Source organism: Streptomyces sp. 351MFTsu5.1, assembly GCF_000383655.1.
In the GTDB taxonomy this organism is placed as follows: Bacteria; Actinomycetota; Actinomycetes; order Streptomycetales; family Streptomycetaceae; genus Streptomyces; species Streptomyces griseorubiginosus.
On sequence record NZ_KB911798.1, the window covers coordinates 131526 to 155384 of the forward strand.

Sequence of the window (23859 nt, forward strand, 5' to 3'; positions counted from 1 at the left end):
CGCACATAATGGCTCCGTGGGCACGGCACGTCCACTCCCGCGCGCACCGGAAGGAGCACCACGTGAGCGACCACGGCCATCACCACGGGCACGACGACGGACACGCCCACGACCATCCGCACGAACACCCCCGGCACGGCCTGCGCCACCGTCTCGCCCACCTCCTCACCCCCCACTCCCACGAGACCGCCGACAAGCTCGACTCCGCGCTGGAGTCCTCCGCCCGCGGCATGCGCGCCCTGTGGGTCTCCCTCGCCGTGCTCGGCGTGACGGCCCTGGCGCAGGCGGTCGTGGTGGTCGTGTCCGGGTCCGTCGCCCTCCTCGGCGACACCGTGCACAACGCGGCGGACGCGCTGACCGCCGTCCCGCTGGGCATCGCCTTCGTGCTGGGCCGGCGCGCGGCCACCCGCCGCTTCACCTACGGCTACGGCCGCGCCGAGGATCTCGCGGGCATCGCGATCGTGCTGACCATCGCGGCGAGCGCGGCCTTCGCGGGCTGGGCGGCGGTCGACCGGCTGCTGGACCCGCGTCCGGTCGCCCATGTCCCGGCGGTCGCGGTAGCCGCGCTGCTGGGCTTCGCGGGCAACGAATGGGTGGCCCGGTACCGCATCCGGGTGGGCCGGGACATCGGCTCGGCGGCGCTGGTCGCGGACGGACTGCACGCCCGCACCGACGGGTTCACCTCACTGGCCGTGCTCGTCGGGGCCGGCGGCTCCGCCCTCGGCTGGCAACTCGCCGACCCGATCGTGGGGTTGGCGATCACGACCGCGATCGCCCTCGTCCTGCGGGACGCGGCACGCGAGGTGTTCCGGCGGGTGATGGACGCCGTCGATCCGGCCCTGGTCGACCGTGCCGAGAGCGCGCTGCGGACAGTCGAAGGCGTGTGCGAGGTCGGGGAGTTGAGGCTGCGCTGGATCGGGCACCGGCTGCGCGCGGAGGTGGCGGTCGTGGTGGACGGCGAGATGACGGTACGTCAGTCGCACGCCGTCGCCGTCGAGGCCGAGCACGCCCTGCTGCACGCCGTACCCCGCCTGACCGCCGCACTGGTGCACGCGGATCCGGCCCCGGTGCCTGGCGGGACGGACCCGCACCATGCCCTGGCCCACCACGCTCCGGCCCGGTGACGGGGCGGGCCCGCACTCCGGCGCTGTGACGGAGAAGGCCCCACGGTGACGAGGAAGACCCGCGCTCCAGCCCCGTAACGGGGCAGGTCCAGCGCGGGTCAGGCCCTGCGAGGCGTCAGGCCCCGTGAGGCGTCAAGCCACGCCCAGCCCCTCCAGCACCACCGCGCCCGGCAGTTCGGCGAACGCCTTCCCCGGCACCAGCAGCTTTCCGCGTCGACGCCCGCTGCCGACGAGGACATAGGGCAGGTCCACGACGGCAGGGTCGACCAACAGCGGCCAGTCGGCCGGGAGTCCGAGCGGGGTGATGCCGCCGTACTCCATGCCGGTCTCCCCGGTCGCCGTGTCCATCGAGGCGAACGACGCCTTGCGGGCGCCCAGTTGGCGGCGGACGGCACCGTTCACGTCGACCCGGGCGGTGGACAGCACCACGCACGCCGCGAGCGTGGTCTCGCTGCCGCGCCTGCCCGCGACGACCACGCAGTTCGCCGACCGCTCCAGGAGCTCGCGGCCGTAGTGCTCCACGAAGACGGCCGTGTCGGCCCAGCGGGGGTCGGTGTCGACGTACACGATCTGCTCGGCGGGGACGCTGCCGCTCCAGTGACGTACGGCGTCGGCGACCGGGCCGGTCAGTACGTCGAGGGCGTCGGGGGCAGGGGTGGCGTGGTCGAAGTGTCCGAGGGGCGCGTCCATGGCGGCACGCTAACAGCCGCTCAGGACACCCCGGGCACGGAGACCGCCAGCATCCACCGGGCGGGGACGTCGCCCTGGTTGGCGTACATGTGCTCTGCGTTGGCCTCGAAGGTGACACTCGCCCCGGCGGGGACCCGGTGTTCGACACCGTCGACGGTCAGGGTCATCTCGCCCTCCGTGACGTGCAGGATCTCCACGGTGCCGACGGGGTGCGGATCCGACCGGCTGCTCTCGCCCGGCATCATCAGCCACTCCCACATCTCCAGCGGCCCCGGGGCCTCCGCGCCCGCGAGGAGCCGGCTCCAGCTGCCCGCCTCGGTGCTCCACAGCCGGACCACCTGCTCGGGCGGGACGACCCGCACCCTGGGGCCTTGTTCGTAGTCGAGCAGAGTGGTGATGCTGATGCCGAGCGCGTCGCCGATCTTCACGACGGTGCCGAGGCTGGGGTTGGTGCGGGCCTGCTCGATCTGGATCAGCATGCCGCGGCTGACTCCGGCCCGGGCGGCGAGCGTGTCCAGGGTGAAGCCGCGGTCGGTCCGCCAGCGCTTGACGTTGCGCGCGAGGGACTGGGTCAGCAGGTCGAGGTCCGACACGTCACGTCCAATATTGTGTATGACACAGTGCAATTGAATGAACTACGGTGGGGTGCACCCGATCGTTCACCGAACTGTACTGCGAGGCACCCCGTGACGGCATTCTTCGCCCTGGCCACCAGCCTGCTGTGGGGCCTGGCCGACTTCGGCGGCGGGGTGCTGACCCGACGGCTCCCGGCGCTCACGGTGGTGGTCGTCTCGCAGGCGGTCGCCGCGGTCGTGCTCGGGGCGATCGTGGTGGCCACGGGCGGCTGGAGCGAGGCCGGACCACGCCTCTGGTTCGCCTTCGCCGCGGGCCTGGTGGGACCGGTCGCGCTGATCTGCTTCTACAAGGCGCTCGCGCTGGGTCCGATGGGGGTCGTCTCCCCGCTGGGCACACTGGGCGTGGCGGTCCCGGTCGGCGTCGGCCTCTTCCTCGGCGAACGGCCCGGACTGGTGCAGGCCGCGGGGATCGCCGTAGCCGTCACCGGGGTCGTCCTGGCCGGCGGCCCCCAGCTGCGGGGCGCTCCGGTGCAGCGCCGGGCGATCGTCCTGTCGCTGGTCGCGGCCCTGGGCTTCGGCACGGTGTTCGCCCTGATCGCGGAGGCGTCCGCCACCGTCACCGGCCTGTTCCTGGCCCTGTTCGTGCAGCGTGTGGTCAATGTGGGAGTGGGCGGCGCCGCACTGTACGTCTCGGTCCGCCGGGGCGCCCCCGCCCTCCCGGACACCGGTTTCCCCTGGCGGTCCCTCCCCGCACTGGCCTTCGTCGGCCTGGCGGACGTGGCGGCCAACGGCACCTACGCGGTCGCCGCCCAGCACGGCCCGGTGACCGTGGCCGCGGTACTGGCCTCCCTCTACCCGGTGGTGACGGCCCTGGCGGCCCGGGGTTTCCTCAGGGAACGACTGAGGTCCCTCCAGGCGATGGGAGCGGGTCTGGCCCTGGTGGGCACGGTGCTCCTGGCGACGGGGTAGGAGCAGGGAAGCACCCCTGCTGGGGCACGCTGCGCTTACCAACGGGGTAACGCTGCAACACGCCTTTTGGGGGCGCGGGGCTGTGTCCATGTGCGGCTCCGCCGCGTGGGCGCGACAAGCCCCCACTCACCCGCAGCCGCCAGACAACGGCACCCACCACCCCCTTGGGCACCCTCAGTCCAGCTCAGCCAACCTCGCCACAGCCGCCTCGTCCAACCCCGCCAACGCGCTCAACCCCTCCGCCGTGACCCCCGGAGGAATCGGCACCGGCGCCGGCGTGCGCAGCGGCGGCTGCCAGCCCTCCTCCGCGGTCCACCGCCGTACGACCCGGGCGGGCGCCCCCGCCACCACGGCGTGGTCCGGCACCACACCCCGGACCACCGCCCCGGCGGCGACCACGACGTTCCGTCCGATCCGCGCGCCCGGCAGGATCACCGCCCCGGTCCCGATCCAGCACCCCGGCCCGATCTCGACCGGCTCCATCCGCGGCCACTGCTTGCCGATGGGCTCGTGGGGATCGTCGTAGGAGTGATTCGTCGAGGTCACGTAGACGTAGGGCCCGAAGTAGCAGTCGCTGCCGATGGTCACCGTGGTGTCGGCGATGACATGGCTGCCGCGCCCCAGCACGACCCCGTCGCCGATGCGCAGGATCGGCTCCGGGCCGAGGTCGAGGTCGGGCATGAGGCCCGCGGTCAGGGTGACCTGCTCGCCGACGATGCAGTGGGAGCCGACATGGATCCACGGCTCACCGAAGACCGTGCCGAGCGGAAAGGCCAGCCGGCTGTGCGCCCCCAGCGCGCCGAAGCGGAGGCGTCCCGGGCGCTCGGCGGTGACAGAGCCGGTGCGCTGCACCCAGGCCCAGCCCGCGTGGACAGCGCGCTGTGCGAGGCGGCCCCGCCAGGATGAGAACGTGTTCTTGCTTTTCGGCACGAGGTCACCGTACTGAGCGCACGCTGTCCGGATGAGAGGCGGGGCTTGTGATCTTCGCCCCACCGGGTGGCGTACGGTTCGGGATATCCCGAACCAGGAGGCGACATGGCGCACAGGGCTTTGATCACGGGCATCGGCGGAAAGGAACCGGCGATCGACGAAGCGGCCTTCGTGGCGCCCACGGCGTCGGTGATCGGGGACGTGACGCTCCGGGCCGGGGCCAGCCTCTGGTACGGCGCGGTGGCCCGCGGCGACGTAGAACGCATCTCAGTCGGCGCCCAGAGCAACATCCAGGACAACTGCACGCTCCACGCCGACCCCGGCTTCCCCGTCACCATCGGCGAGCGGGTGTCCGTCGGCCACAACGCCGTCGTCCACGGCGCGACGGTCGGGGACGACTGCCTGATCGGCATGGGCGCCACGGTCCTCAACGGCGCGGTGATCGGCGCGGGTTCCCTGGTGGCGGCCCAGGCCCTGGTGCCGCAGGGCATGCAGGTGCCGCCGGGCTCACTGGTGGCGGGCGTGCCCGCGAAGGTCCGGCGGGAGCTGACGGAGGAGGAGCGCCAGGGGGTCACCCTGAACGGGACGCTCTACGCCGACCTGGCCAAGGCCCACGACGAGGTGCACGGGACGCCTTAAGGATCGGGTGGATCGGGCAGGGCCGGTGCGGCGGCAGGCGTCGGTGCGGCGGCAGGCGTCGGTGCGGCGGCAGGCGTCGGTGCGGTGTCGGGTCAGTCCGCCGCCGGGACGGCCTCCGGCTCGGCCGCCTGCTTCTGGGCCGCCGCCGTCGCCGTGGCCTTGGCCGCCTTGCGCCTGAGCACGAGCATCGAGGTGAGTCCGATCAGCACGGCCAGCACCAGCCCCAGCCACGAGAACTTCTTCAGCCAGGACTCCGCGACGATCCCGACGTAGTAGATGACGGCCGTCGTGCCGCCCGCCCAGACGATCCCGCCGAGCACGTTGGCGATCAGGAACTTCCAGTACGGCATCCGCAGCACCCCGGCGAGCGGGCCCGCGAAGATCCGCAGCAGGGCGACGAAGCGGCCGAAGAACACCGCCCACATGCCCCACTTCTCGAAGGACCGCTCCGCCGTGGCGACATGGCCCTCGCTGAAGTGCCTGGGGAACTTGTTGCCGAGCCAGGCGAGCAGCGGCCGTCCGCCCTTGCGCCCGATGGCGTAGCCGATGGAGTCGCCGACGACCGCCCCGACGCTGGCGCACGCGCCGAGCACCACCGGGTTGATCCCGGCGTGCTGTGAGGACAGCAGCGCGGCCGAGACCAGGATGATCTCTCCGGGCAGCGGAATGCCCAGGCTTTCCAGGCCGATGACCAGGCCCACCAGGGCGTAGACGGCGGCCGGGGGCACGGTGTCGAGCCATTCCTGGACGTGCAACGCCGGTTCCTCCTGAGTCGCGTTCCGGCGCGCGCCACGTACCGGCGCGCGCCGTGGCAGCCTACCGGGTCGCGTGAACGACCGTCCGGGACAACGGCCCACCACCTCCCGCCGTCCCGTCCCCCCAGCCGCTCGCTACGGCAGCGCGCCCTGCAGCGTCGAGGTGACGGCCGTCGCCGCGGACGAGAGGGGTGCCGTCACCGGCGTCACGGTCACGGTGTCCACGACCGCGCCCGCCGCGGCCCCGGCTGCCGCCCCCGCCTCGACGACCGGCGTCGTGAGCCCGGAGCCCCCGTCACTCCCGGAGCCCGGGCCGGAGTGGCTGTCGCCGACCGGCGCCACCCGGGTCTCGTACTGCCTCGACTGCGTTCCGTGCCGGTCCGACGGCGGCGCCTGGCCCGAGTCCCTGTCGGGGTGCCCGTCGGCCCCGGGTGGCGTGGCGAGGTGCGGGGCGAGCGGGTTCCCGTCCGGGGCCTCGGACGGGCCGTCGGTCTGCGCGCCCTTCGGGGGCGGGGTGCCCTGCCCCGTCGGCGCGCTCCCGTCGGCGAACTCCAGGGACCAGCGCTGCCGTTCCGAGCCGTCCCGTGCGGCGACGACCACGGTGTCACCCTTGCCGGGCGCGACCAGCAGGCCCTTGCCCCGGCGCAGCAGCAGTTCGCCGCGCACGGTGAGGTCGTAGCGGACCTCACCCGCCGACTCCTGGCAGTCCGCGACGAGGACCGAGCCCTTCCGGGCGTCCGAGTCGAGGCAGAGCCGCGGGTCGACGCCGCTGCGCAGCAGACCGTCCTCCTGGTACGACCACTGCTGGGACCCGGCGGCCGAGCACTCGTCGAGCACGGCCTCGGCTCCGGCGGCGGTCCGGCCGTCGGAGGTGTCGAGGCACAGTCCGGCGTCGAGGTTGCGGAGCCGGCCGTGTCCGACCTCGACGGGTTCGCCCACCGAGGCGGGTGACGGGGAGCCTTCGGAACGCGAGGCCTCCACCGGGCTCGGCCGCACGGTGTTCCCGGCCGCCGCGCCCCAGGTGACGTCGGACGAGGGCACGCCTTCGTCGGACCAGCCCTTGGTGACGAGCACCGTCGCAAGGAGGGCGAGGGCGGTCACGCCGGCCCCCACGAGGACGGCCCTGGAGTGCCGCCGCGGACGGCCGAACAGTCCGCTGTTCGCGGGGCGGTGGCGTCCGCCGGGCCGTGGCCGGGCCGCCCCGTGCAGGTCGGGTGCCGGACGGCCGGCGGCGCGGGCGGGTCGGGAGTCGAGGTACCGGTGGGCGCCCCAGCCGAGCACCGTCTCGGCGAGCAGCACCTCCAGACCGCCCTCGAAATGGCTGAGCTGTTCGGCGGCGTGCCGGCAGTAGCGGCAGTCCGCCAGATGTTCACGGACATCGGGCAGAAGGTCCCCGCCCCGGCGAATCGGGACATCCAGGAGACGGTTGTAGAAACGGCATTCGCTGCTGGGCGCGAGTTCCCGGTGGGCCCGGACGCAGCCGGCCCGGAATTGCTCGCGTGCCTGCTCCAGGGCGGCCGCCGCACGGGTCGTGTCCACGCCCAGCAGACCGGCCGGTACGGATATGGGTTCGGCCTCGACCTCGGCATGCCACAACAGGCATTGAGAGGCATGGGGAAGAGCCCGGAATGCCCGCTCGGCAAGCAGTCGCCTTTCCGGGGTGACGGACCTCGCCGCGCGTAGACCACGACCGCCGATGGTCTTGCGAAGTTCCGGCAGCGCACCGGAGATTTCGTCGTCCGCGGCCCACTCCTTGACGAACTCCCTTACCGCGACGAGAAGTTGAGGACGCAGCGCGCCTTCAGCCGCCCGGCCGAGCACTCGGTCGAATGCCGCGGCAGCCGCCATGGAGGCCGAAGGCGACCAGGTGGCAAGACAGATGACCGAGTATGCGTACGTCGCCTGCCAGTGCCGTGCCATCAACAGCGCGACGGCATGACTGTCCGAACCGTTCACGCCCAGCCGGGCGAGAAGCGTGCGGTCGGACTCTCCCGGGCTCGATCCGGGGCGTGGGGGGTAAGGGGGGCGGGGAGGGTGAGCGGATTGCACGGGACCAATTCCTTCCAATCCGCAGGACGGCATGGAATATGCCAGTCCTCGGAAAGCAGGTGCCTGATTGGTGCATACCTATGCCGGGTCAGATGCGCCCCGGCCTTCGGAGGGGCGATCACCTTCGCACAATTGATGTTCAGGTAACAAGAAGTTCGAGTGACCTATGTTCAAAACGAGTCCGCTTCAGAAAAGTTACCGGCGGTATCCGCACCGGCTTTCGAAATTAAGCGGGACGACGGCCTCAAGTTGTGTACGCCGCCGGATGCTTGGCACACGAAATCTCCAAGTGGCCACGCGCCACGTACGGGTCCACAGGGAACTCCGAGGCGGCTCCCGGCGAGCTCTCATCTCGGTGCCCCAGCGTGATCCGCATGATCGCCCCCCACCGGGCCGCAGCGCCCGCCCCCACGACGCCCGCCCTCGCCCGCACGGTCCGCAAGGCGGTCGTCCCGGCCGCCGGCCTCGGCACCCGGTTCCTGCCCGCGACCAAGGCGACACCGAAGGAGATGCTCCCGGTCGTCGACAAGCCGGCCATCCAGTACGTCGTGGAGGAGGCCGCGGCGGCCGGGCTCGACGACGTCCTGATGGTCACCGGCCGCCACAAGCGGGCCATCGAGGACCACTTCGACCACGCCGTCGAACTGGAGCAGGCCCTCGCGGCCAAGGGCGACGCGGTACGCCTCGACGCGGTGCGTGACCCGGCACGCCTGGCCAACATCCACCACATCCGCCAGGGCGAACCGCTCGGCCTCGGACACGCGGTCCTGTGCGCCCGCCGGCACGTGGGCCACGAGCCCTTCGCCGTCCTGCTCGGCGACGACCTGATCGACCCGCGCGAGACGCTGCTCAGCACGATGCTCGAGGTCCGCGAGCGGTACGCCGGGAGCGTGGTCGCGCTGATGGAGGTTCCACGCGAGCAGATCCACCTCTACGGCTGCGCGGCGGTGGCGCCCACGGAAGAGGAGGGCGTGGTCCGGGTGACCGGGCTGGTGGAGAAGCCGCCCCCCGGGACCGCGCCCAGCACCTACGCGGTCATCGGCCGCTACGTCCTGGACCCCGCGGTCTTCGACGCCCTCGACCGCACCCCACCGGGCCGCGGCGGCGAGATCCAGCTCACCGACGCCCTCCAGTCCCTCGCGGTCACCGGCTCGGTCCACGGCGTCGTCTTCGACGGCCTGCGCTACGACACCGGCGACAAGGCGGACTACCTGCGCACCGTGGTCCGCCTGGCCTGCGCCCGGGACGACCTGGGCCCGGAGTTCATCACCTGGCTGAAGGGGTTCGTGGCGGGGCTGGACGAACTGGATGAGAAGGGAGGGGTCGAGCGGCGGCGGTCGGCGGCCTGAGGAGCGGGCTGTACGGCGCCGGCGGGTTCACGGCCTGCCGGGCGGCCCTGGGAGCGCACAAGCACCCAGGGCCGACGGGTTGCATCCGGGTCCCGGCGTGCGACGGCCTGAATCCCGATCCGGGCGAGCGACGGACTGCATCCCGGCCACGGTCACCTCCGGTCCCGCCGTGTGGCGGTCGCATCCCGGCCCCGACGCCACTGCATGCCGGCGGCGCTCACCACGCCGCCCAGGCCGGCAGCCGCCCTCACCGCCCCACCGACACGCTCACCTCGGGACTCAGCCGTTGGGCCGAAGCGTCCACACCACCGTCATCTCGCCCGTGACCGCCCCGTCCGCGCGGCGGATCTCGATCGTGACCGGGAACTCGGGGCGCTGCCCGGCGTCCAGTTCGGCGATGACCTCGCCGGCCGGGCGGCCCAGGGTCGCCGTGGCGGTCACCGCGCCCATCGCGAGCTTGCGGTAGGCGATCTCGGCGTTGACGGCGAGCGGCACCGCGCGCGAGAGCTGGTCGCCGAACGCGGCCAGCACGACGGCCCCGCTGGCGGACTCGGCGAGCGTGAACATCGCTCCGGCGTGCGGTCCGCCGACGTGGTTGTGGAACTCGCCCTGGTCGGGCAGGGCCACCACGACCTTCTCCGGGCCGGTCTCCAGGAACTCGAGGTTCAGGGTCCGCACCATGGGCACGGTCGCGGCGAGCATCTCGCCGACGGACATCTGGTCTGCGCTCATGCCGCGATGTTACCCATGGGTAGCCAACCCGGACAGAGTCGGTCCCCGTGATCGCCGTCTCTTCTCGCCCGGCACCCCGTACTCGGCCGGCAAATGGTTTGGCAAGCCGGGTCCCCGACGGCGATAGTCGGCCGGTGACCCCCTCCGCCACCTCCTCCCGCACCCGCGGTCCCGCCTGGGCGAGCCGCAACTACAGCCTGCTGACCGCCGCCGCGTTCGTGACGAACCTCGGCAGCAACGGCGCCCTCATCGCCGCCGCGTTCGCCGTGCTGGGTGCGGGCGGCGACAGCGGCGACGTGGGCCTTGTGGCCGCCGCCCGCACCCTGCCGCTGGTGGTGTTCCTGCTGATCGGCGGCGCGGTGGCCGACCGCCTGCCCCGGCACCGGGTGATGGTCGCGGCCAACACCCTCAACTTCCTCTCCCAGGGCGCGTTCGCCGTCCTGGTCCTGACCGGCGAGCCCCGGCTCTGGCAGATGATGCTGCTGACCGCGCTGGGCGGCACCGGGCAGGCGTTCTTCAGCCCGGCGGCCGAGGGCATGCTGCTGTCCTCGGTGCGCGGCGAACAGGCCGGCCGCGCCTTCGCGGTGTTCCGGATGGCGATGCAGGGCGCGGCGCTCGGCGGCGCCGCGCTCGGGGGCGCGCTGGTCGCCGCGGTCGGCCCGGGCTGGGTCCTCGCGGCGGACGCCGTCGCGTTCGCGCTGGCCGGCTCCCTGCGGGCCTTCCTGGACGTCAGCCACATCCCGGCCCGTGAACCGGGTTCCGGAATCCTCGCCGACCTGCGGGACGGCTGGCGCGAGGTGTCGGGACGGCCGTGGCTGTTGGGCATCGTCGTGCAGTTCTCCCTGGCCAACGCGGTCGTGGGCGCCGCCGACGCGGTCTACGGCCCGCTCGTCGCCCGGGACCACCTGGGCGGGGCGGGCCCCTGGGGCGTGGCCCTCGCCTTCTTCGGCGCGGGCACGGTCGTCGGCGCCCTCCTGATGACCCGCTGGAAGCCGCAGCGGCTGCTGTTCGTGGGCATTCTGTGCGTGTTCCCGATGGCGTTGCCGTCCGCCGCACTGGCCGTACCGGTCCCGGTGCCCCTGCTGTGCACGGCGATGTTCGTGGCCGGCGCGACCGTCGAGGTGTTCGGCGTCTCCTGGATGACCGCCCTGCACCAGGAGATAGCGGAGGACAAGCTCTCCCGGGTCTCTGCCTACGACTGGTTCGGCTCGGTCGCCCTCATGCCGCTCGCGGCTGCGCTGGCGGGCCCCGCGGAGTCGGCGTTCGGACGCGGTACGGCCCTGTGGGGCTGCGCCGGACTGGTCGTGGCCGTGACGGCGGCCGTCCTGTGCGTGCCGGACGTGCGCAACCTGCGCCGGAGCACCAAGCTGGTCACCCAGGTCACGCCGCTGGAGTCAGCCGATACCGAACGCCCCGTCGGGGGGCTCGGGTGACGCCACGGCGTCCGCGTCCGGCACCGGTCGCGCCCCGCCGGTGAACTTCCGCAACCCGTCCCCGTGTTCGACCCGCGCGGGAAACGCGTCGGCCGCCGTACGCCGGGCCAGCGCCACCGTGTCGAACGGCTGGTGCGCCGCGACGAGCACCGCGTTCCCGAACCGCCGCCCCCGCAGCACCGCGGGTTCGGCGATCAGCACGAGCTCCTCGAAGACCTCGGCGAACGTGGCGAGTTGGGACCGCAGGAAGGCGAAGGGCGCGGAGTCGGCGAGGTTCGCGAGGTAGACCCCGTCGCCGCGGAGCACCCGTGCGGCCTCCCTGGCGTACTCCAGGGACGTCAGGTGCGCGGGGACCCGCGAGCCTCCGAAGACGTCGGCGACGAGCACGTCGGCGGAGTCCACCGGAGCCTTTTCCAGCCACCTCCGGGCGTCGGCGGCGTGCACCGCGATTCCCGCCCCGTCCGGAAGCGGCAGATGCTCGACGACCAGCTCCAGCAGCCCCTGGTCGAACTCGACGACGTCCTGCCGCGATCCGGGCCGGGTGGCGGCCAGATACCGCGGCAGCGTCAGCGCACCCCCACCGAGGTGTACGACGTCCAGCGCCCGCCCCGCCTCCCCGACGAGATCCAGCACATGCCCGAGCCGCCGCACGTACTCGAACTCGAGATGTGTCGGCTCGTCCAGATCGACGTACGACTGCGGAGCCCCGTCCACGGTCAGCAACCAGGCCCGCGCACGGTCGACATCGGGCATGAGCTTGGCAAAGCCGAAGTCGGTGGCCACGGCGACGGGTATCGAGTCATTCACAGGCTCAGTGTGCCAACCCGGGGGCGCGGGGCACTGCGCGACCAGCCACAAACCGGCCCGCAGTCCCCCACGCACACCAGCCCCCCCTACGGAACGGCTGTCACGGTCCCCGCCCCGACAGTCCGCCCACCCTCACGGATGGCGAACCCGAGTCCCGCCTCCAGCGGCACGTCCCGTCCCAGCTCGACGGTCATGACGACCTTCTCCCCGGGCCGGGCGACGGCGACCGTACCGAGGTCGACATCGCCCACCACATCCGCCGTACGGATGTAGAACTGCGGCCGGTACCCCGTGGAGACGGGCGTCGTACGCCCGCCCTCCCGCGCCGACAGCACGTACACCTGCGCGGTGAAGCGACGGCTCGGCACCACACTGCCGGGCTCGGCCACGACATGGCCCCGCCGGACCGCGTCCCGCGGCACGCCCCGCAGCAGCAGCGCCACGTTGTCCCCGGCCTGCGCCTCCTCCATCGGCTTGCCGAAGGTCTCGACCCCGGTCACCACCGTCTCCACGGCGGCCCCGAGGACTTCGACGCGGTCGCCCACCCGCACGGTGCCGCGCTCGACCGCACCGGTCACCACGGTCCCCCGGCCGGTGATGGTCAGCACGTTCTCGACGGGCAGCAGGAAGGGCGCGTCCAGATACCGCTCGGGGATGGGCACATAGGTGTCCACCGCGTCGAGCAGCGCCTCGATCGACGCCGTCCAGCGCGGGTCCCCCTCCAGGGCCTTCAGCCCCGAGACCCGTACGACGGGCACGGCGTCGCCGCCGTAGCCGTGCGCGGTGAGCAGTTCACGGACCTCCAGTTCGACGAGCTCGACCAGCTCCTCGTCGGCCGCGTCCGCCTTGTTGAGGGCGACCACCACGTGGTCGACGCCCACCTGGCGGGCGAGCAGCACGTGTTCGGCCGTCTGCGGCATGATCCCGTCGAGCGCGGAGACGACGAGGATCGCCCCGTCGAGCTGCGCGGCCCCGGTGACCATGTTCTTGACGTAGTCGGCGTGGCCCGGCATGTCCACGTGCGCGTAGTGCCGGGTGTCGGTCTCGTACTCGACGTGCGCGATGTTGATGGTGATCCCGCGCGCGGCCTCCTCCGGGGCCCGGTCGATGCGGTCGAACGGCACGAAGGTGCCGCTGCCGCGGTCGGCGAGGACCTTGGTGATGGCGGCGGTCAGGGTGGTCTTGCCGTGGTCGACGTGACCCATCGTGCCGATGTTCAGGTGCGGCTTGGTGCGCACGTAAGCGGTCTTGGACATGGCTGTACCTCGAAGCCTCTTCGTGTTCGTGGAAGAACGGGGACCCCAAGGACTCGCCGACCCTCCCCCTGCGGGGTCCGCCGGACGATCCGGGAAGGGTCAGCTTCGGGCGCCGTCTGCGGCGGCCGGGAAAAAGGGAACGGCAGCCTTCGGCGCATCCGCGACTGCGGATGCTGCGAGAGCGAAGGCGTACCGGAACATGACGCAGATCATGTCCCACCCGTCGTCCCACGTCGAACGGTTTTTCACGGCCGCCCGTCGCCGTTCCCGCGCACAACCTGCGGCATCCGCAGGGCGATCACCCGTCCGGGTCGGTTACCGTCACAGGATGCTCGATGCCACCACCCGCTCTGGGGGCACCGCCACGGCCACTCCCCCGGCCATCGCCACGGAGCTCGCTCTCCCCGTCCCGGCTCCGGTGGGTCTCACCACCCGCTGCACGAGAGTGCTGCTGTCGCCGTGGGCCCGGCTCTCCCTGCTGATCGCCCTGCTCGCGGGGGCCGCCACCGCGGTCCTGCTCTTCGAGCCGCAGAGACTGCTCTCGGACGGCTGGCCGCCCCAGCTCGGCGGGGTCGCGGCCGCGATCGTGTTCGGGGTGGCGTACGGGCTGTGCACGGTGGCGTTCGTGCCGCGGCCGCTGCTGAACCTCGCCGCGGGCGCGCTCTTCGGCTCACAGCTCGGGCTCGCCTCGGCGCTCGCCGGGACGGTGCTCGGGGCGGGGGTCGCCTTCGGTCTCGGCCGGGTGCTCGGGCAGGACGCGCTGCGGCCGCTGCTGCGGGGCCGGTGGCTGAAGGCCGCGGACGGGCAGCTCAGCCGGCACGGGTTCCGGTCGATGCTGGCGGCCCGGCTGTTTCCCGGGGTTCCGTTCTGGGCGGCGAACTACTGTGCCGCCGTCTCCCGGATGGGGTACGTGCCGTTCCTGGTCGCGACGGCGCTCGGGTCGATTCCGAACACCGCCGCGTATGTCGTCGCGGGCGCGCGGGCCTCGGCGCCCACGTCACCGGCGTTTCTGATCGCCATGGCGGCGATTGCCCTGCCGGGGCTGGCCGGGGCCGTGGTGGCCTGGCGCAAGCGGCACCATCTGCGTGGGCGCTGAGCGCCCCTTCAGGGGCGCGGGGAACTGCGCGACCAGCCACGACGGCGCAACAGACACACGATGTGCCTTCAGACCCGCTCCAGGATCATCGCGTTGGCCAGGCCGCCCGCTTCGCACATGGTCTGGAGCCCGTAGCGCGCCCCGCGCTCCCGCATGGCGTGCACCAGGGTCGTGGTGAGGCGGGTGCCGCTCGCGCCCAGGGGGTGGCCCAGCGCTATCGCGCCGCCGTGCACATTGACCTTGGTGAGGTCCGCGCCCGTCTCCTGCCGCCAGGCCAGGACCACACTGGAGAAGGCCTCGTTGACCTCGAACAGGTCGATGTCGTCGAGGGTGAGGTGCGCCCTGCGCAGGACCTTCTCCGTGGCCGGGACGACTCCCGTGAGCATGAGGACGGGGTCGGAGCCGGTGACGGCGAACGAGTGCAGCCGGGCCAGGGGCCGCAGGCCCAGCCGTTCGGCGGTCTCGCCGGACATGATGAGCACCGCCGAGGCGCCGTCGTTGACCGGGCTGGCGTTGCCCGCGGTGACGTTCCACTCGATCTGCGGGAAGCGTTCGGCGAAGTGCGGGTCGTAGTAGGCGGGCTTGAGGCCGGCGAGGATCTCGGGGGTGCTGCCCGGGCGGACGCACTCGTCGCGCGAGACCCCGTCCAGGGGTGCCAGCTCGGCGTCGAAGAGGCCCTTCTCCCAGGCAGCGGCGGCCTTGTGGTGGGAGGAGACGGCGAACGCGTCCATCTGCTCGCGGGTGATCGACCACTTGGCGGCGATGAGCTCGGCGCTGATGCCCTGCGGCACCAGTCCCTCCTCGTAGCGCGCGGCGATTCCGGGGCCGAAGGGGTCCTTGCCCTCGGGCACGTTCGACCACATCGGCACGCGGCTCATCGACTCGACCCCGCAGGCCACGACGATGTCGTAGGCGCCCGCGATCACCCCTTGGGCGGCGAAGTGCACGGCCTGCTGGGAGGAGCCGCACTGGCGGTCCACGGTGGTGGCCGGGACGCTCTCCGGGAAGCCGGCGGACAGGGCCGCGTAGCGGGTGGTGTTCATGGCCTGCTCGCCGACCTGGTCGACGGTGCCGCCGATGACGTCGTCGATGAGCGCCGGGTCGACGCCGGAGCGCTCCACGAGGGTGCGCAGGGTGTGGGCGAGGAGTTCGACGGGATGCACATGGGCGAGGGCGCCGTTCGACTTGCCCTTGCCGATGGGAGTGCGTACGGCTTCGACGATCACTGCGTCACGCATGGTGCGGGCCTCCACGGGCTACCAGCGAGTAGGAAATCCAAACTCACCATAACTCCGCGAGTTGGAAAAGCAAACTCTCCCCTAGACTGGGCGCATGGCCGCCACCAAGGACCCGCGCCCCTGCTCGATCGCCGACACCCTGACGCTCGTCGGCGAGAAGTACTCCCTGCTCGTGCTGCGGGAGGTCTGCCTGGGCAACGGCCGCTTCGACCAGCTGGTGCGCAACATCGGGGCCCCGCGCGACATCCTGGCCACCCGGCTACGCCGGCTCGTGGACGCCGGGATCCTGACCAAGCGGGTCTACAGCGAGCGGCCGCAGCGCTTCGAGTACCGGCCCACACGGGCGGGTCTGGAGCTGGAGCCGGTGCTGCTGACGCTCATGGCGTGGGGCGACCGGCATCTGCGGGGGGACGACGACCGGCCCATGGTCGTCGAGCACAGCTGCGGCAACGAACTGCTGCCGGTCGTCTCCTGCTCCGTCTGCGGGAGCGCGGTGGCCCACGAGGACCTGACGGCCCACCCGCAGTCCCCCGGCTGGACGGTGAGCGGCCCCACGGCCGCCGCCTGACCGCCCCTGTGCCGGAGCTGTCACCCCGGGACGCTACGCTTCCCCCGTACCCCGATCACCGCTCCCGGTGATCCGGCCTGCCCGACTCCCTTCACTCGACCAGCACTTGGACGCCGTAACTTCATGTCTTGGTTTGAATCACTCATCCTCGGACTCGTCCAGGGGCTGACCGAGTTCCTTCCCGTCTCGTCCAGCGCGCACCTGCGTCTGACCGCGGCCTTCTCGGGCTGGGAGGACCCCGGGGCGGCCTTCACCGCGATCACCCAGATCGGCACCGAGGCCGCCGTGCTGATCTACTTCCGCAAGGACATCGGGCGGATCCTCTCGACGTGGAGCCGTTCGCTGGTGAAGAAGGAGCTGCGCAGCGACCACGACGCCCAGATGGGCTGGCTGGTCATCGTCGGCTCGATTCCGATCGGTGTGCTGGGGCTGCTGTTCAAGGACCACATCGAGGGGCCGTTCCGCGATCTGCGCATCACCGCCACGATGTTGATCGTCGTGGGCATCGTCATCGGCATCGCGGACCGGCTCGCGGCGCGTGACGAGACCGGAGGCAAGCACCGGGCGCCCAAGCAGCGCAAGGGACTTGAGGACCTCGGCGTCAAGGACGGCCTGATCTTCGGCTTCTGCCAGTCCATGGCCCTCGTCCCCGGAGTCTCCCGCTCCGGCGCCACCATCAGCGGCGGCCTCTTCATGGGCTACAAGCGGGAGTCGGCGGCCCGCTACTCCTTCCTCCTCGCGATCCCGGCCGTGCTCGCCTCCGGTCTCTTCGAGTTGAAGGACGCGATGGAGAGCGACCACGTGTCCTGGGGCCCCACGATCTTCGCCACGGTGATCGCGTTCGCGAGCGGGTACGCGGTCATCGCGTGGTTCATGAAGTGGATCTCCAACAAGAGCTTCATGCCCTTCGTCTGGTACCGCATCGCCCTCGGCATCGTCATCATCGCCCTGGTCACGGCGGGAGTCCTGAGCCCCCACGCGGCGGAGTCCGCGGGCTGACACAGCCGTGGCCCTCACTCAGCAGTTCGCGCGCGTCGCACCGGAGTACCTGGAACGGCTCCGCGCCGGGGCCGAGGAGTGGGATCCGGGCGCCGAGAACGTCCTGGACACGGGCTGGGCGGTGTGGGGGCTCATCCTTTTCTGCCGCGCGTCCGGAGCGGCCCCCGACACCGTGGCCCTGCTGGATCGCGCGGTCTCCGGCGATCCGGACGGTGACACCGGCTTCCTCGACCACGACGGCGTCCACGACGGCTTCACGGACCCGCCGCGCCTGTTGACGTTCGATGCCGTGGCCGACATCGCGAGCGGGCTCGACGCCCTCGACCCCGGCGCCCTGCTCGCCGACCTGCCGGACTCCCCCGACGCGGCGTCAGCCCTGTGCGGCTTCGGCCCGCGGTTCGACGGCGACGTGCGCGCACATCTCCTCGAACACCTCGCCGCGATGCGGGAGTTCTACCGCGAAGCCGCGCTCCACGCGCAGTTTGTCGTCACCTGGGTCGACTGAACGGCGGCTGGATCGCGGGGCGTCCGACCCGGTTCCCGTGACCTATCGCACGCGTTCTGCGTAGCCGTCCGGTAGCGGACTGTCAGTTCTTGCGCCTAGGCTGGTCCGCATGTCCCCCGATTCCGTGATCCCTGGTTCCGTGCGGTCTGCTGCCGAAGTGAACGAGCAGATCCGGGCGCTCTGGATGCGTGCCGGCGGCACCCTGTCGTCCGAGGAGCGCGCGGAGTACGAGCTGTTGGTGGTCGAGTGGGCGGCCGCGATCCGCGCCGACATCATCGAAGCGGCCTGAGCCGAGCCCTGAGCACAGGCTCAAATGCCGTGCCCAGCCTCACAGTTCGCTCCGCTGCCCTGGCCGGCCCCGCCCCCGAGCCCCCTCGAAGTGAGGTTCTCTCATGAGAGCGATCGTCGTGGGCGCCGGCATCGGAGGACTGACGGCGACCCTGAGCCTGCGTCGGTCCGGCCATGACGTGACCCTCCTTGAGCGGGCGCGGCGGCTCACCGAGATCGGCGCCGGCATCCAGCTCGCCCCCAACGCCACCCGCGTTCTGCGCCGGTTGGACCTCCTGGACGCCGTCGCGCGGCGGTCCACCCGCCCCACCCAGGTCAGCTTCCGCACCTGGTCCGACGGCTCCAAGATCTGCCGCTATGTCATCGGCCCGGAGGCGGAGGAGGAGTTCGGGGCGCCCTACCTCCAGGTCCACCGGGCCGATCTCCAACACGCCATGGTCGCCGCCCTGCCACCCGGATCCCTGCGCCTGGCCACCGCCGTCGTGGCGATCGAACAGGACGACAGGTCGGCCCGGGTGACCACGGCGGACGGTGACCGTCTGGAGGCCGAGCTCGTCGTGGCCGCCGACGGCATCCGCTCCGCCGCCCGCCAGTGGCTCTTCGGCGCGGACGAGGTGCTGTTCTCGCACACCGCCGCCTACCGGGTCCTGCTCCCCGCCGCCGCGGTCGCCGACCTGGACCTGCCCGAGTACGCCGGCTGGCTCGGGCCGGGCGGCCATGTCGTCCACTACTGGCTGCGCCGCGGTGAACTCCTCAACGTCGTCGCCGTGTTCGGCACGCACCGGCCCGCCGAGGAGTCGTGGACGGCGCCGGCGGAACCCGGTGAGCAACTGCGCACGTTCGCCGGCTGGGACCCCCGCCTGCTGACCGTCCTCGAACGGGCGGGCCAGGTCTTCCGCTACGGCATCCACACCCGCGCACCGCTCAGCCGCTGGAACCTCGGCCGGGTCACCCTGCTCGGCGACAGCGCCCACGCGATGGTGCCGTTCCAGGCCCAGGGCGCCGCCCAGGCCGTCATGGACGCTGCCGTCCTCGGCGACTGCCTCACCGGCACGGCACCCGACGAGGTCCCCGACGCCCTCGACCGTTACGTCCGCAGGCGCCTTCCGGCCGCCACGGCCGTGCAGAGCAGTTCCGCCCGCGCGGGCCACGACTACCACCTCCCCGACGGCCCCGAGGCGGACGCCCGCAACGCCCGCCTGGTCGCCCTCGCCGCCGAGAACAGATTCGGCCCGCACTCGGCCGCCTGGCCGGTCGACGTCCTGTCCGAGGACTGACCCCGGCCCACCAGACCACCAACGCCAGCACCCGGGCCCCGAGCCGCCCACGCCGGCCCCCCGGCCTGCCGTCCACGGAGGACCCCGCCCCCAGAGCCGACCCGGCCGACCGCAGCCACCAACCCGCCCACGGCGATCCCGGGCCACCGGCCCACCCGCGGCCGACCCTCGCCACCGTCCCACCCGCGGCGGACCCGGGCCGCCGCCCCACCCCACCCCGCCCGCCGAATGTCCCCGCACGCCCCTAGCCGCCGCTCGCCCCATGCCCAACACTGAGCCGATGACGCAGCGTGTGGAGCTCGCGACCGTGATGGACCGGCTGGCCGTGGACGCACTCGTCACCGACTACGCCGCCGCCGTGGACGACGGCGACTGGGAGGCGTACCGAGGACTCTTCACCCCCGACGGACGGGCCGACTACCGCTCGGCGGGCGGGGTCGAGGGCGACGCGGACGGCGTCGCCGCCTGGCTCGCGGACAGCCTGGGGCTGTTCTCGATGCGACAGCACCTGATCGTCAACCGCCAGGTCCGCTTCGGCACCCTGGAGCAGGACACCGGCGACACGGCCCGCGTCCGCGCCGACTACCTCAACCCGATGCGCCTGGCAGGCACGGACGCCACCGCCCCGGACTTCGTCTGCGGGGGCCGCTACGCCTTCGACCTGCGGCGCACCGACGACGGCTGGCGGGTGCGCGAGGTCGTCGTCGAGGAGAAATGGCGGCGTCTGCCCGGCCCGCGCCCGGCACCTGTGATCAACTGAGCCGACGCCCGTCGGATCGTCAACCCCACGATCACCGATGACACTCACGGGGTAGGAGGCGCCGTATGAAGACGTTCGGCCACTGGCTCGCCTCCCCGTGGCGGCGCACGACCGTCGCCGTGCTGGCGGGCGCCCTGCCCCTGCTCGCGTTCCCCGCCCCGTCCCTGTGGTGGTTCGCCTACGTCGCCCTTGTCCCGTGGATCGCGCTGATCCGCTCGGCTCCGACGGCGAAACGGGCGGCCTACGACGGCTGGGCCGGCGGCTTCGGCTTCATGGTGGGGATGCACCACTGGCTGCTGCCGAGCCTGAGCGTGTTCATCTTCGTCATCGGCGCCCTGCTGGGCGCGCTGTGGGCCCCCTGGGGCGCGCTGGTACGGCACTTCCTGGCCGGGACGCCCTCGCGTGGCCGGACGGCCGCGGCCGTCGTCGTGCTGCCGTCCGGCTGGCTCGGCATCGAACTCGTCCGTTCCTGGCAGGGCCTCGGCGGCCCGTGGGGGGTGCTCGGCGCCAGCCAGTGGGAGGTCGAACCGGCGCTGCGGCTGGCGTCGGTCGGCGGGGTGTGGCTGATCAGCTTCCTGATCGTGGCCCTCAACGTGTGTGTCGCCGTGCTGGTGACGATCCGTGCCTCCCGGGTCCCCGCGGTGGCGGGCCTCGTCGCCACGGCCGCCGTGACCTCGGCGGCCTGGGTGGGGTCACCCCGCCCCGACAGCGGGGGCACGACACGGATCGCGGTCGTCCAGCCCGGTGTCATCAGCGGCCCCGACCAGCGCTTCGCCCGCGAGGAGCAGCTCACCCGCGACCTCGCCGGGAAGGACGTCGACCTGATCGTCTGGGGCGAGAGCAGCGTCGGCTTCGACCTCGGGGACCGCCCCGACCTCGCGCAGCGGATCGCCGGGCTCTCCCAGGAGACGGGCGCCGACATCCTGGTCAACGTCGACGCCCGCCGCTCCGACAAACCCGGCATCTACAAGAGCTCGGTCCTCGTCGGCCCCGACGGGCTCACCGGCGACCGCTACGACAAGATGCGGCTCGTCCCCTTCGGCGAGTACATCCCGGCCCGCTCGCTGCTCGGTTGGGTCACCTCGGTCGGCAAGGCGGCCGGCGAGAACCGCAGGCACGGCTCCGAGCAGGTCGTCATGGACGTCGGCCACAGCCTGAAGGTCGGTCCGATGGTGTGCTTCGAGTCGGCGTTCCCCGACATGAGCCGCCATCTCGCCGAGGACGGCGCCCAGGTGCTGATCGCCCAGTCGGCGACCTCCACCTTCCAGCAGAGCTGGGCCCCCGAGCAGCACGCCTCGCTCGCCGCCCTGCGCGCCGCCGAGACGGGCCGCCCGATGGTGCACGCGACCCTGACCGGGGTCTCCGCGGTCTACGACGCGAGCGGCCGGCGCGTCGGGCAGTGGGTCGGCACCGACGCCAGTACGGCGCGCGTGTACGACGTGCCGCTGGCCGACGGCACCACGCCGTACGTCCGCTTCGGGGACTGGACCGTGCACCTGGCCCTGCTCGTCCTGCTGGTGTGGTGCGCGACCGACGGCCTGCGCACGCTCCGGCTCAGGCGGACCGCTCCTGAACCGCGAGTACCACCCGCTCGCACAGCTCATGGCTCGCCAGCGCGTCCCGGGCGCTGAGCACCTTTCCCGCGCGCACGGCGTCGAGGAAGGCGAACACGGCCTGCTCGATGCCGCGCTGCCGGGCCACCGGCACCCAGTCGCCGCGCCGCCGCACCGTCGGCTGGCCCTTGTGGTCGATCACCTCGGCGAGATTGAGCACCTGGCGCTTGGTGTCCTGCCCGGACACCTCCAGGATCTCCTCGGCGGAGCCGCTGAGCCGGTTCATCACACCGAGCGCGGTGAAGCCGTCCCCGGCGAGCTGGAGCACGACGTGGTGCAGCAGTCCGTCCCGCACGCGCGCGCGTACCGTCACGTCGTCGACCGGGCCTGGCACCAGGAAGCGCAGGGTGTCGACGACGTGGATGAAGTCGTCGAGGATCATCGCACGCGGCTCCTCGGGGAGCCCGATCCGGTTCTTCTGCAGGAGGATCAGCTCGCGCGGGTGCTCGGCGCACTGCGTGTACCCGGGCGCGAACCGCCGGTTGAACCCGACCGCCAGCGAGACGTTCCGCTCCTCGGCGAGCGCCACCAGCCGCGCGGAGTCGGCGAGTTCGTAGGCGAGCGGCTTGTCGACGTAGGTCGGCACGCCCGCGTCGAGGAGCCGTTCGACGATGTCGGGGTGCACGTTCGTCGGAGCGTGCACGAAGGCCGCGTCGAGATCCTGGGCGAGCAACGCGTCCAGGTCGGCGTGCCTCTGGTGCTCCGGGAGGTGCAGACCGTCCGCGACGCTGGTGAGGGTGGCCGGGGTGCGTGTCTGGAGGTGCAGTTCGACGTCGGGCCGGCCGCCGAGCACCGGGAGGTAGGCCTTCCGCGCGATGTCACCGAGTCCGATGCAGCCGACCTTCACGTGGACTCCTCCAACGGTTGTCTGCGGGGCCTTGCCGGAAGCATACGGGCGGCCGGGAAATCGTTGGTGGCCGGTGCTTCTCCGGGGGAGGATGCGGCCATGAGCAGCGAGCGCACCGAACCCGCGACGACCGCCGACGAACGCACCATGCTGGAAGGCTGGCTGGACTACCACCGGCGCACTCTCGCCTGGAAATGCGAAGGACTCACCGATGCTCAGCTCCGAACCGCCTCGGTGGAGCCGTCCACGCTGTCCCTGATGGGCCTGGTGCGGCACATGGCCGAGGTGGAGCGCAGCTGGTTCCGCCGGGTCCTGACCGACGAGGACGCGGGACCGATCTACTACAGCGAGGCCGACCCGGACGGCGAGTTCCGTCTCACCGAGGCCGACACCTGGCAGGAGGCGTACGGCACCTGGCAGGCCGAGATCGACAAGGCCCGCGAGAACACGGCCCGCTTCGGCCTGGACGACGTCACCGTGGGCAAGCACCGCAGGACCGGCGAGCGCTTCAACCTCCGCTGGCTCTACACCCACATGATCGAGGAGTACGCCCGTCACAACGGGCACGCCGACCTGATCCGCGAGCGCATCGACGGCTCGACCGGCGACTGAGGTCGGTGCCGGGAGGCGAGGGCGGTCAGCACTGGGTGGCGAGGGCCCTCACCACCGGGAGGCGAGGGCCGTCAGCACCGGGAGGCATGAGCACGCCGTACGGGCACGGAGATCACCCGTGCGGGGCAACCTCCGCTTGTCCGCTGTCGCCCGGGTCGTCCGAACCAGCAGAGTGACGCGGGTGCATCGAACCTCGACTACCGCAACGCTCCTGGTCACCGTGGCTGTCTCGGCCCTCACCGGCTGTGTGACGATCCAGCGTCCACCGGTGACCGGGCCGCCGCCGCCCAGCACGGCGCCCTCCCAGCTGCCGGGTCCCGGGGGCGCCCGGCCGGACGGTCAGGCGGAGCCGCAGATCGTGCAGGCTCCGGCCCAGGAGGCCCTGTCCATGATCGACCCGTCCAGGCCGGCGAAGCCGGGCGGAGGCGCGCCGCGCACGACCCCGGGGAGCGCGGCGGCCCCCGTACGACCGGAGCACCGGCAGCCGGAACACCCGCGCCCGGAGCACCCCGTGCACGCGGCGCCCCCCGAGCGGCGGCACTCGGACGTACGCCACCCCCGGCCGCCGCGCGTCGAGATCCCGGACGTGACCACGTCGATCCCCAAGTCGGTCCCCAGGAGCCAGAAGGACGTCTGCGCGCTGGGCAGGAAGTACGGGCGCTGGCAGGAGGGCAGCGCGGAGTCGGTCATCTGCAACCAGACGTACCACCACTGAGGAACGGGGCTGCGGCTGAGGCGCGGACGGTCG

At 72.4% G+C, this 23859-nt stretch carries 25 protein-coding genes; 15 read left to right on the forward strand and 10 right to left on the reverse strand.

Annotated features, from left to right (window positions below; genetic code table 11):
- Window positions 1–62: 62 nt before the first annotated feature.
- On the forward strand, window positions 63–1124 hold the full coding sequence (locus tag H295_RS0137595) for a cation diffusion facilitator family transporter (protein WP_020140518.1): 1062 nt from the start codon (window positions 63–65) through the stop codon (window positions 1122–1124).
- Between the two features lie 132 nt (window positions 1125–1256).
- On the opposite strand, the gene H295_RS0137600 is transcribed toward H295_RS0137595, so the two are convergent.
- On the reverse strand, window positions 1257–1814 hold the full coding sequence (locus H295_RS0137600; RefSeq protein ID WP_020140519.1) for a YbaK/EbsC family protein: 558 nt from the start codon (window positions 1812–1814) through the stop codon (window positions 1257–1259).
- A 20-nt stretch (window positions 1815–1834) separates the two neighbouring features.
- The gene (locus tag H295_RS0137605) at window positions 1835–2407 is read right to left on the reverse strand and encodes a helix-turn-helix domain-containing protein (RefSeq protein WP_020140520.1); all 573 of its coding nucleotides are present in this window, start codon (window positions 2405–2407) and stop codon (window positions 1835–1837) included.
- Window positions 2408–2500: 93 nt separating this feature from the next.
- Between H295_RS0137605 and H295_RS0137610 the strand changes: the two genes are divergently transcribed.
- Complete coding sequence (locus H295_RS0137610; RefSeq protein ID WP_020140521.1) at window positions 2501–3358, forward strand: EamA family transporter; 858 nt, start codon at window positions 2501–2503, stop codon at window positions 3356–3358.
- Between the two features lie 174 nt (window positions 3359–3532).
- Here the strand turns inward: H295_RS0137610 and H295_RS0137615 are convergent, their stop codons facing one another.
- The gene (locus H295_RS0137615) at window positions 3533–4288 is read right to left on the reverse strand and encodes an acyltransferase (protein WP_020140522.1); all 756 of its coding nucleotides are present in this window, start codon (window positions 4286–4288) and stop codon (window positions 3533–3535) included.
- A 105-nt stretch (window positions 4289–4393) separates the two neighbouring features.
- Between H295_RS0137615 and H295_RS0137620 the strand changes: the two genes are divergently transcribed.
- On the forward strand, window positions 4394–4927 hold the full coding sequence (locus H295_RS0137620) for a gamma carbonic anhydrase family protein (RefSeq protein ID WP_020140523.1): 534 nt from the start codon (window positions 4394–4396) through the stop codon (window positions 4925–4927).
- Between the two features lie 92 nt (window positions 4928–5019).
- Here the strand turns inward: H295_RS0137620 and H295_RS0137625 are convergent, their stop codons facing one another.
- Together H295_RS0137625 and H295_RS0137630 are read right to left on the reverse strand one after the other, a co-directional pair.
- On the reverse strand, window positions 5020–5682 hold the full coding sequence (locus H295_RS0137625; protein ID WP_020140524.1) for a DedA family protein: 663 nt from the start codon (window positions 5680–5682) through the stop codon (window positions 5020–5022).
- Window positions 5683–5817: 135 nt separating this feature from the next.
- Complete coding sequence (locus tag H295_RS0137630; RefSeq protein WP_020140525.1) at window positions 5818–7278, reverse strand: RICIN domain-containing protein; 1461 nt, start codon at window positions 7276–7278, stop codon at window positions 5818–5820.
- A gap of 827 nt (window positions 7279–8105) precedes the next feature.
- Here H295_RS0137630 and galU point away from each other — a divergent pair.
- Window positions 8106–9080: a UTP--glucose-1-phosphate uridylyltransferase GalU gene (galU, locus tag H295_RS0137635; protein WP_020140526.1), complete on the forward strand. Its 975-nt coding sequence runs from the start codon at window positions 8106–8108 to the stop codon at window positions 9078–9080.
- Window positions 9081–9359: 279 nt separating this feature from the next.
- Here the strand turns inward: galU and H295_RS0137640 are convergent, their stop codons facing one another.
- Window positions 9360–9797, reverse strand: a complete 438-nt coding sequence (locus tag H295_RS0137640) for a DUF4442 domain-containing protein (RefSeq protein ID WP_020140527.1) — start codon at window positions 9795–9797, stop codon at window positions 9360–9362.
- Window positions 9798–9946: 149 nt separating this feature from the next.
- Between H295_RS0137640 and H295_RS0137645 the strand changes: the two genes are divergently transcribed.
- Entirely contained in the window at window positions 9947–11245 is a 1299-nt protein-coding gene (locus tag H295_RS0137645) for an MFS transporter (protein WP_020140528.1), read from the forward strand.
- On the opposite strand, the gene H295_RS0137650 is transcribed toward H295_RS0137645, so the two are convergent.
- Together H295_RS0137650 and tuf are read right to left on the reverse strand one after the other, a co-directional pair.
- Window positions 11207–12052, reverse strand: a complete 846-nt coding sequence (locus H295_RS0137650) for a spermidine synthase (RefSeq protein ID WP_020140529.1) — start codon at window positions 12050–12052, stop codon at window positions 11207–11209. The two genes, H295_RS0137645 and H295_RS0137650, sit on opposite strands and share 39 nt — an antisense overlap.
- 86 nt (window positions 12053–12138) lie before the next feature.
- The gene (gene tuf / locus H295_RS0137655; protein WP_020140530.1) at window positions 12139–13308 is read right to left on the reverse strand and encodes an elongation factor Tu; all 1170 of its coding nucleotides are present in this window, start codon (window positions 13306–13308) and stop codon (window positions 12139–12141) included.
- Window positions 13309–13636: 328 nt separating this feature from the next.
- Between tuf and H295_RS0137660 the strand changes: the two genes are divergently transcribed.
- On the forward strand, window positions 13637–14404 hold the full coding sequence (locus H295_RS0137660; protein WP_028810114.1) for a TVP38/TMEM64 family protein: 768 nt from the start codon (window positions 13637–13639) through the stop codon (window positions 14402–14404).
- A gap of 68 nt (window positions 14405–14472) precedes the next feature.
- On the opposite strand, the gene H295_RS0137665 is transcribed toward H295_RS0137660, so the two are convergent.
- Entirely contained in the window at window positions 14473–15642 is a 1170-nt protein-coding gene (locus H295_RS0137665; protein WP_020140532.1) for a thiolase family protein, read from the reverse strand.
- A 94-nt stretch (window positions 15643–15736) separates the two neighbouring features.
- Here H295_RS0137665 and H295_RS0137670 point away from each other — a divergent pair, with 94 nt between their 5' ends.
- From H295_RS0137670 to lnt, 7 genes are all read left to right on the forward strand, one after another.
- A complete protein-coding gene (locus tag H295_RS0137670; RefSeq protein ID WP_020140533.1) occupies window positions 15737–16210 on the forward strand; it encodes a winged helix-turn-helix transcriptional regulator in 474 nt (157 codons plus the stop codon).
- A 123-nt stretch (window positions 16211–16333) separates the two neighbouring features.
- The gene (locus H295_RS0137675; RefSeq protein WP_020140534.1) at window positions 16334–17209 is read left to right on the forward strand and encodes an undecaprenyl-diphosphate phosphatase; all 876 of its coding nucleotides are present in this window, start codon (window positions 16334–16336) and stop codon (window positions 17207–17209) included.
- A gap of 7 nt (window positions 17210–17216) precedes the next feature.
- Window positions 17217–17714, forward strand: coding sequence for a hypothetical protein (locus tag H295_RS0137680; protein WP_020140535.1), 498 nt, complete (start codon window positions 17217–17219; stop codon window positions 17712–17714).
- 109 nt (window positions 17715–17823) lie between these two features.
- Window positions 17824–18003 (forward strand): hypothetical protein, encoded by a 180-nt coding sequence (locus H295_RS44185; RefSeq protein WP_030316269.1) that lies wholly within the window; start codon window positions 17824–17826, stop codon window positions 18001–18003.
- Window positions 18004–18106: 103 nt separating this feature from the next.
- Window positions 18107–19279 (forward strand): FAD-dependent monooxygenase, encoded by a 1173-nt coding sequence (locus H295_RS0137690; protein ID WP_020140537.1) that lies wholly within the window; start codon window positions 18107–18109, stop codon window positions 19277–19279.
- A gap of 280 nt (window positions 19280–19559) precedes the next feature.
- Entirely contained in the window at window positions 19560–20039 is a 480-nt protein-coding gene (locus H295_RS0137695) for a nuclear transport factor 2 family protein (protein WP_020140538.1), read from the forward strand.
- A gap of 65 nt (window positions 20040–20104) precedes the next feature.
- The gene (gene lnt / locus H295_RS0137700; RefSeq protein WP_020140539.1) at window positions 20105–21670 is read left to right on the forward strand and encodes an apolipoprotein N-acyltransferase; all 1566 of its coding nucleotides are present in this window, start codon (window positions 20105–20107) and stop codon (window positions 21668–21670) included.
- Here lnt and H295_RS0137705 read toward each other — a convergent pair.
- Window positions 21594–22499: a Gfo/Idh/MocA family protein gene (locus tag H295_RS0137705; protein ID WP_020140540.1), complete on the reverse strand. Its 906-nt coding sequence runs from the start codon at window positions 22497–22499 to the stop codon at window positions 21594–21596. The genes lnt and H295_RS0137705 overlap by 77 nt on opposite strands.
- A gap of 99 nt (window positions 22500–22598) precedes the next feature.
- On the opposite strand from H295_RS0137705, the gene H295_RS0137710 reads away from it, so the two are divergent.
- A complete protein-coding gene (locus H295_RS0137710) occupies window positions 22599–23111 on the forward strand; it encodes a DinB family protein (RefSeq protein ID WP_020140541.1) in 513 nt (170 codons plus the stop codon).
- 220 nt (window positions 23112–23331) lie between these two features.
- A complete protein-coding gene (locus H295_RS0137715; RefSeq protein WP_063741206.1) occupies window positions 23332–23826 on the forward strand; it encodes a hypothetical protein in 495 nt (164 codons plus the stop codon).
- Window positions 23827–23859: the final 33 nt, after the last annotated feature.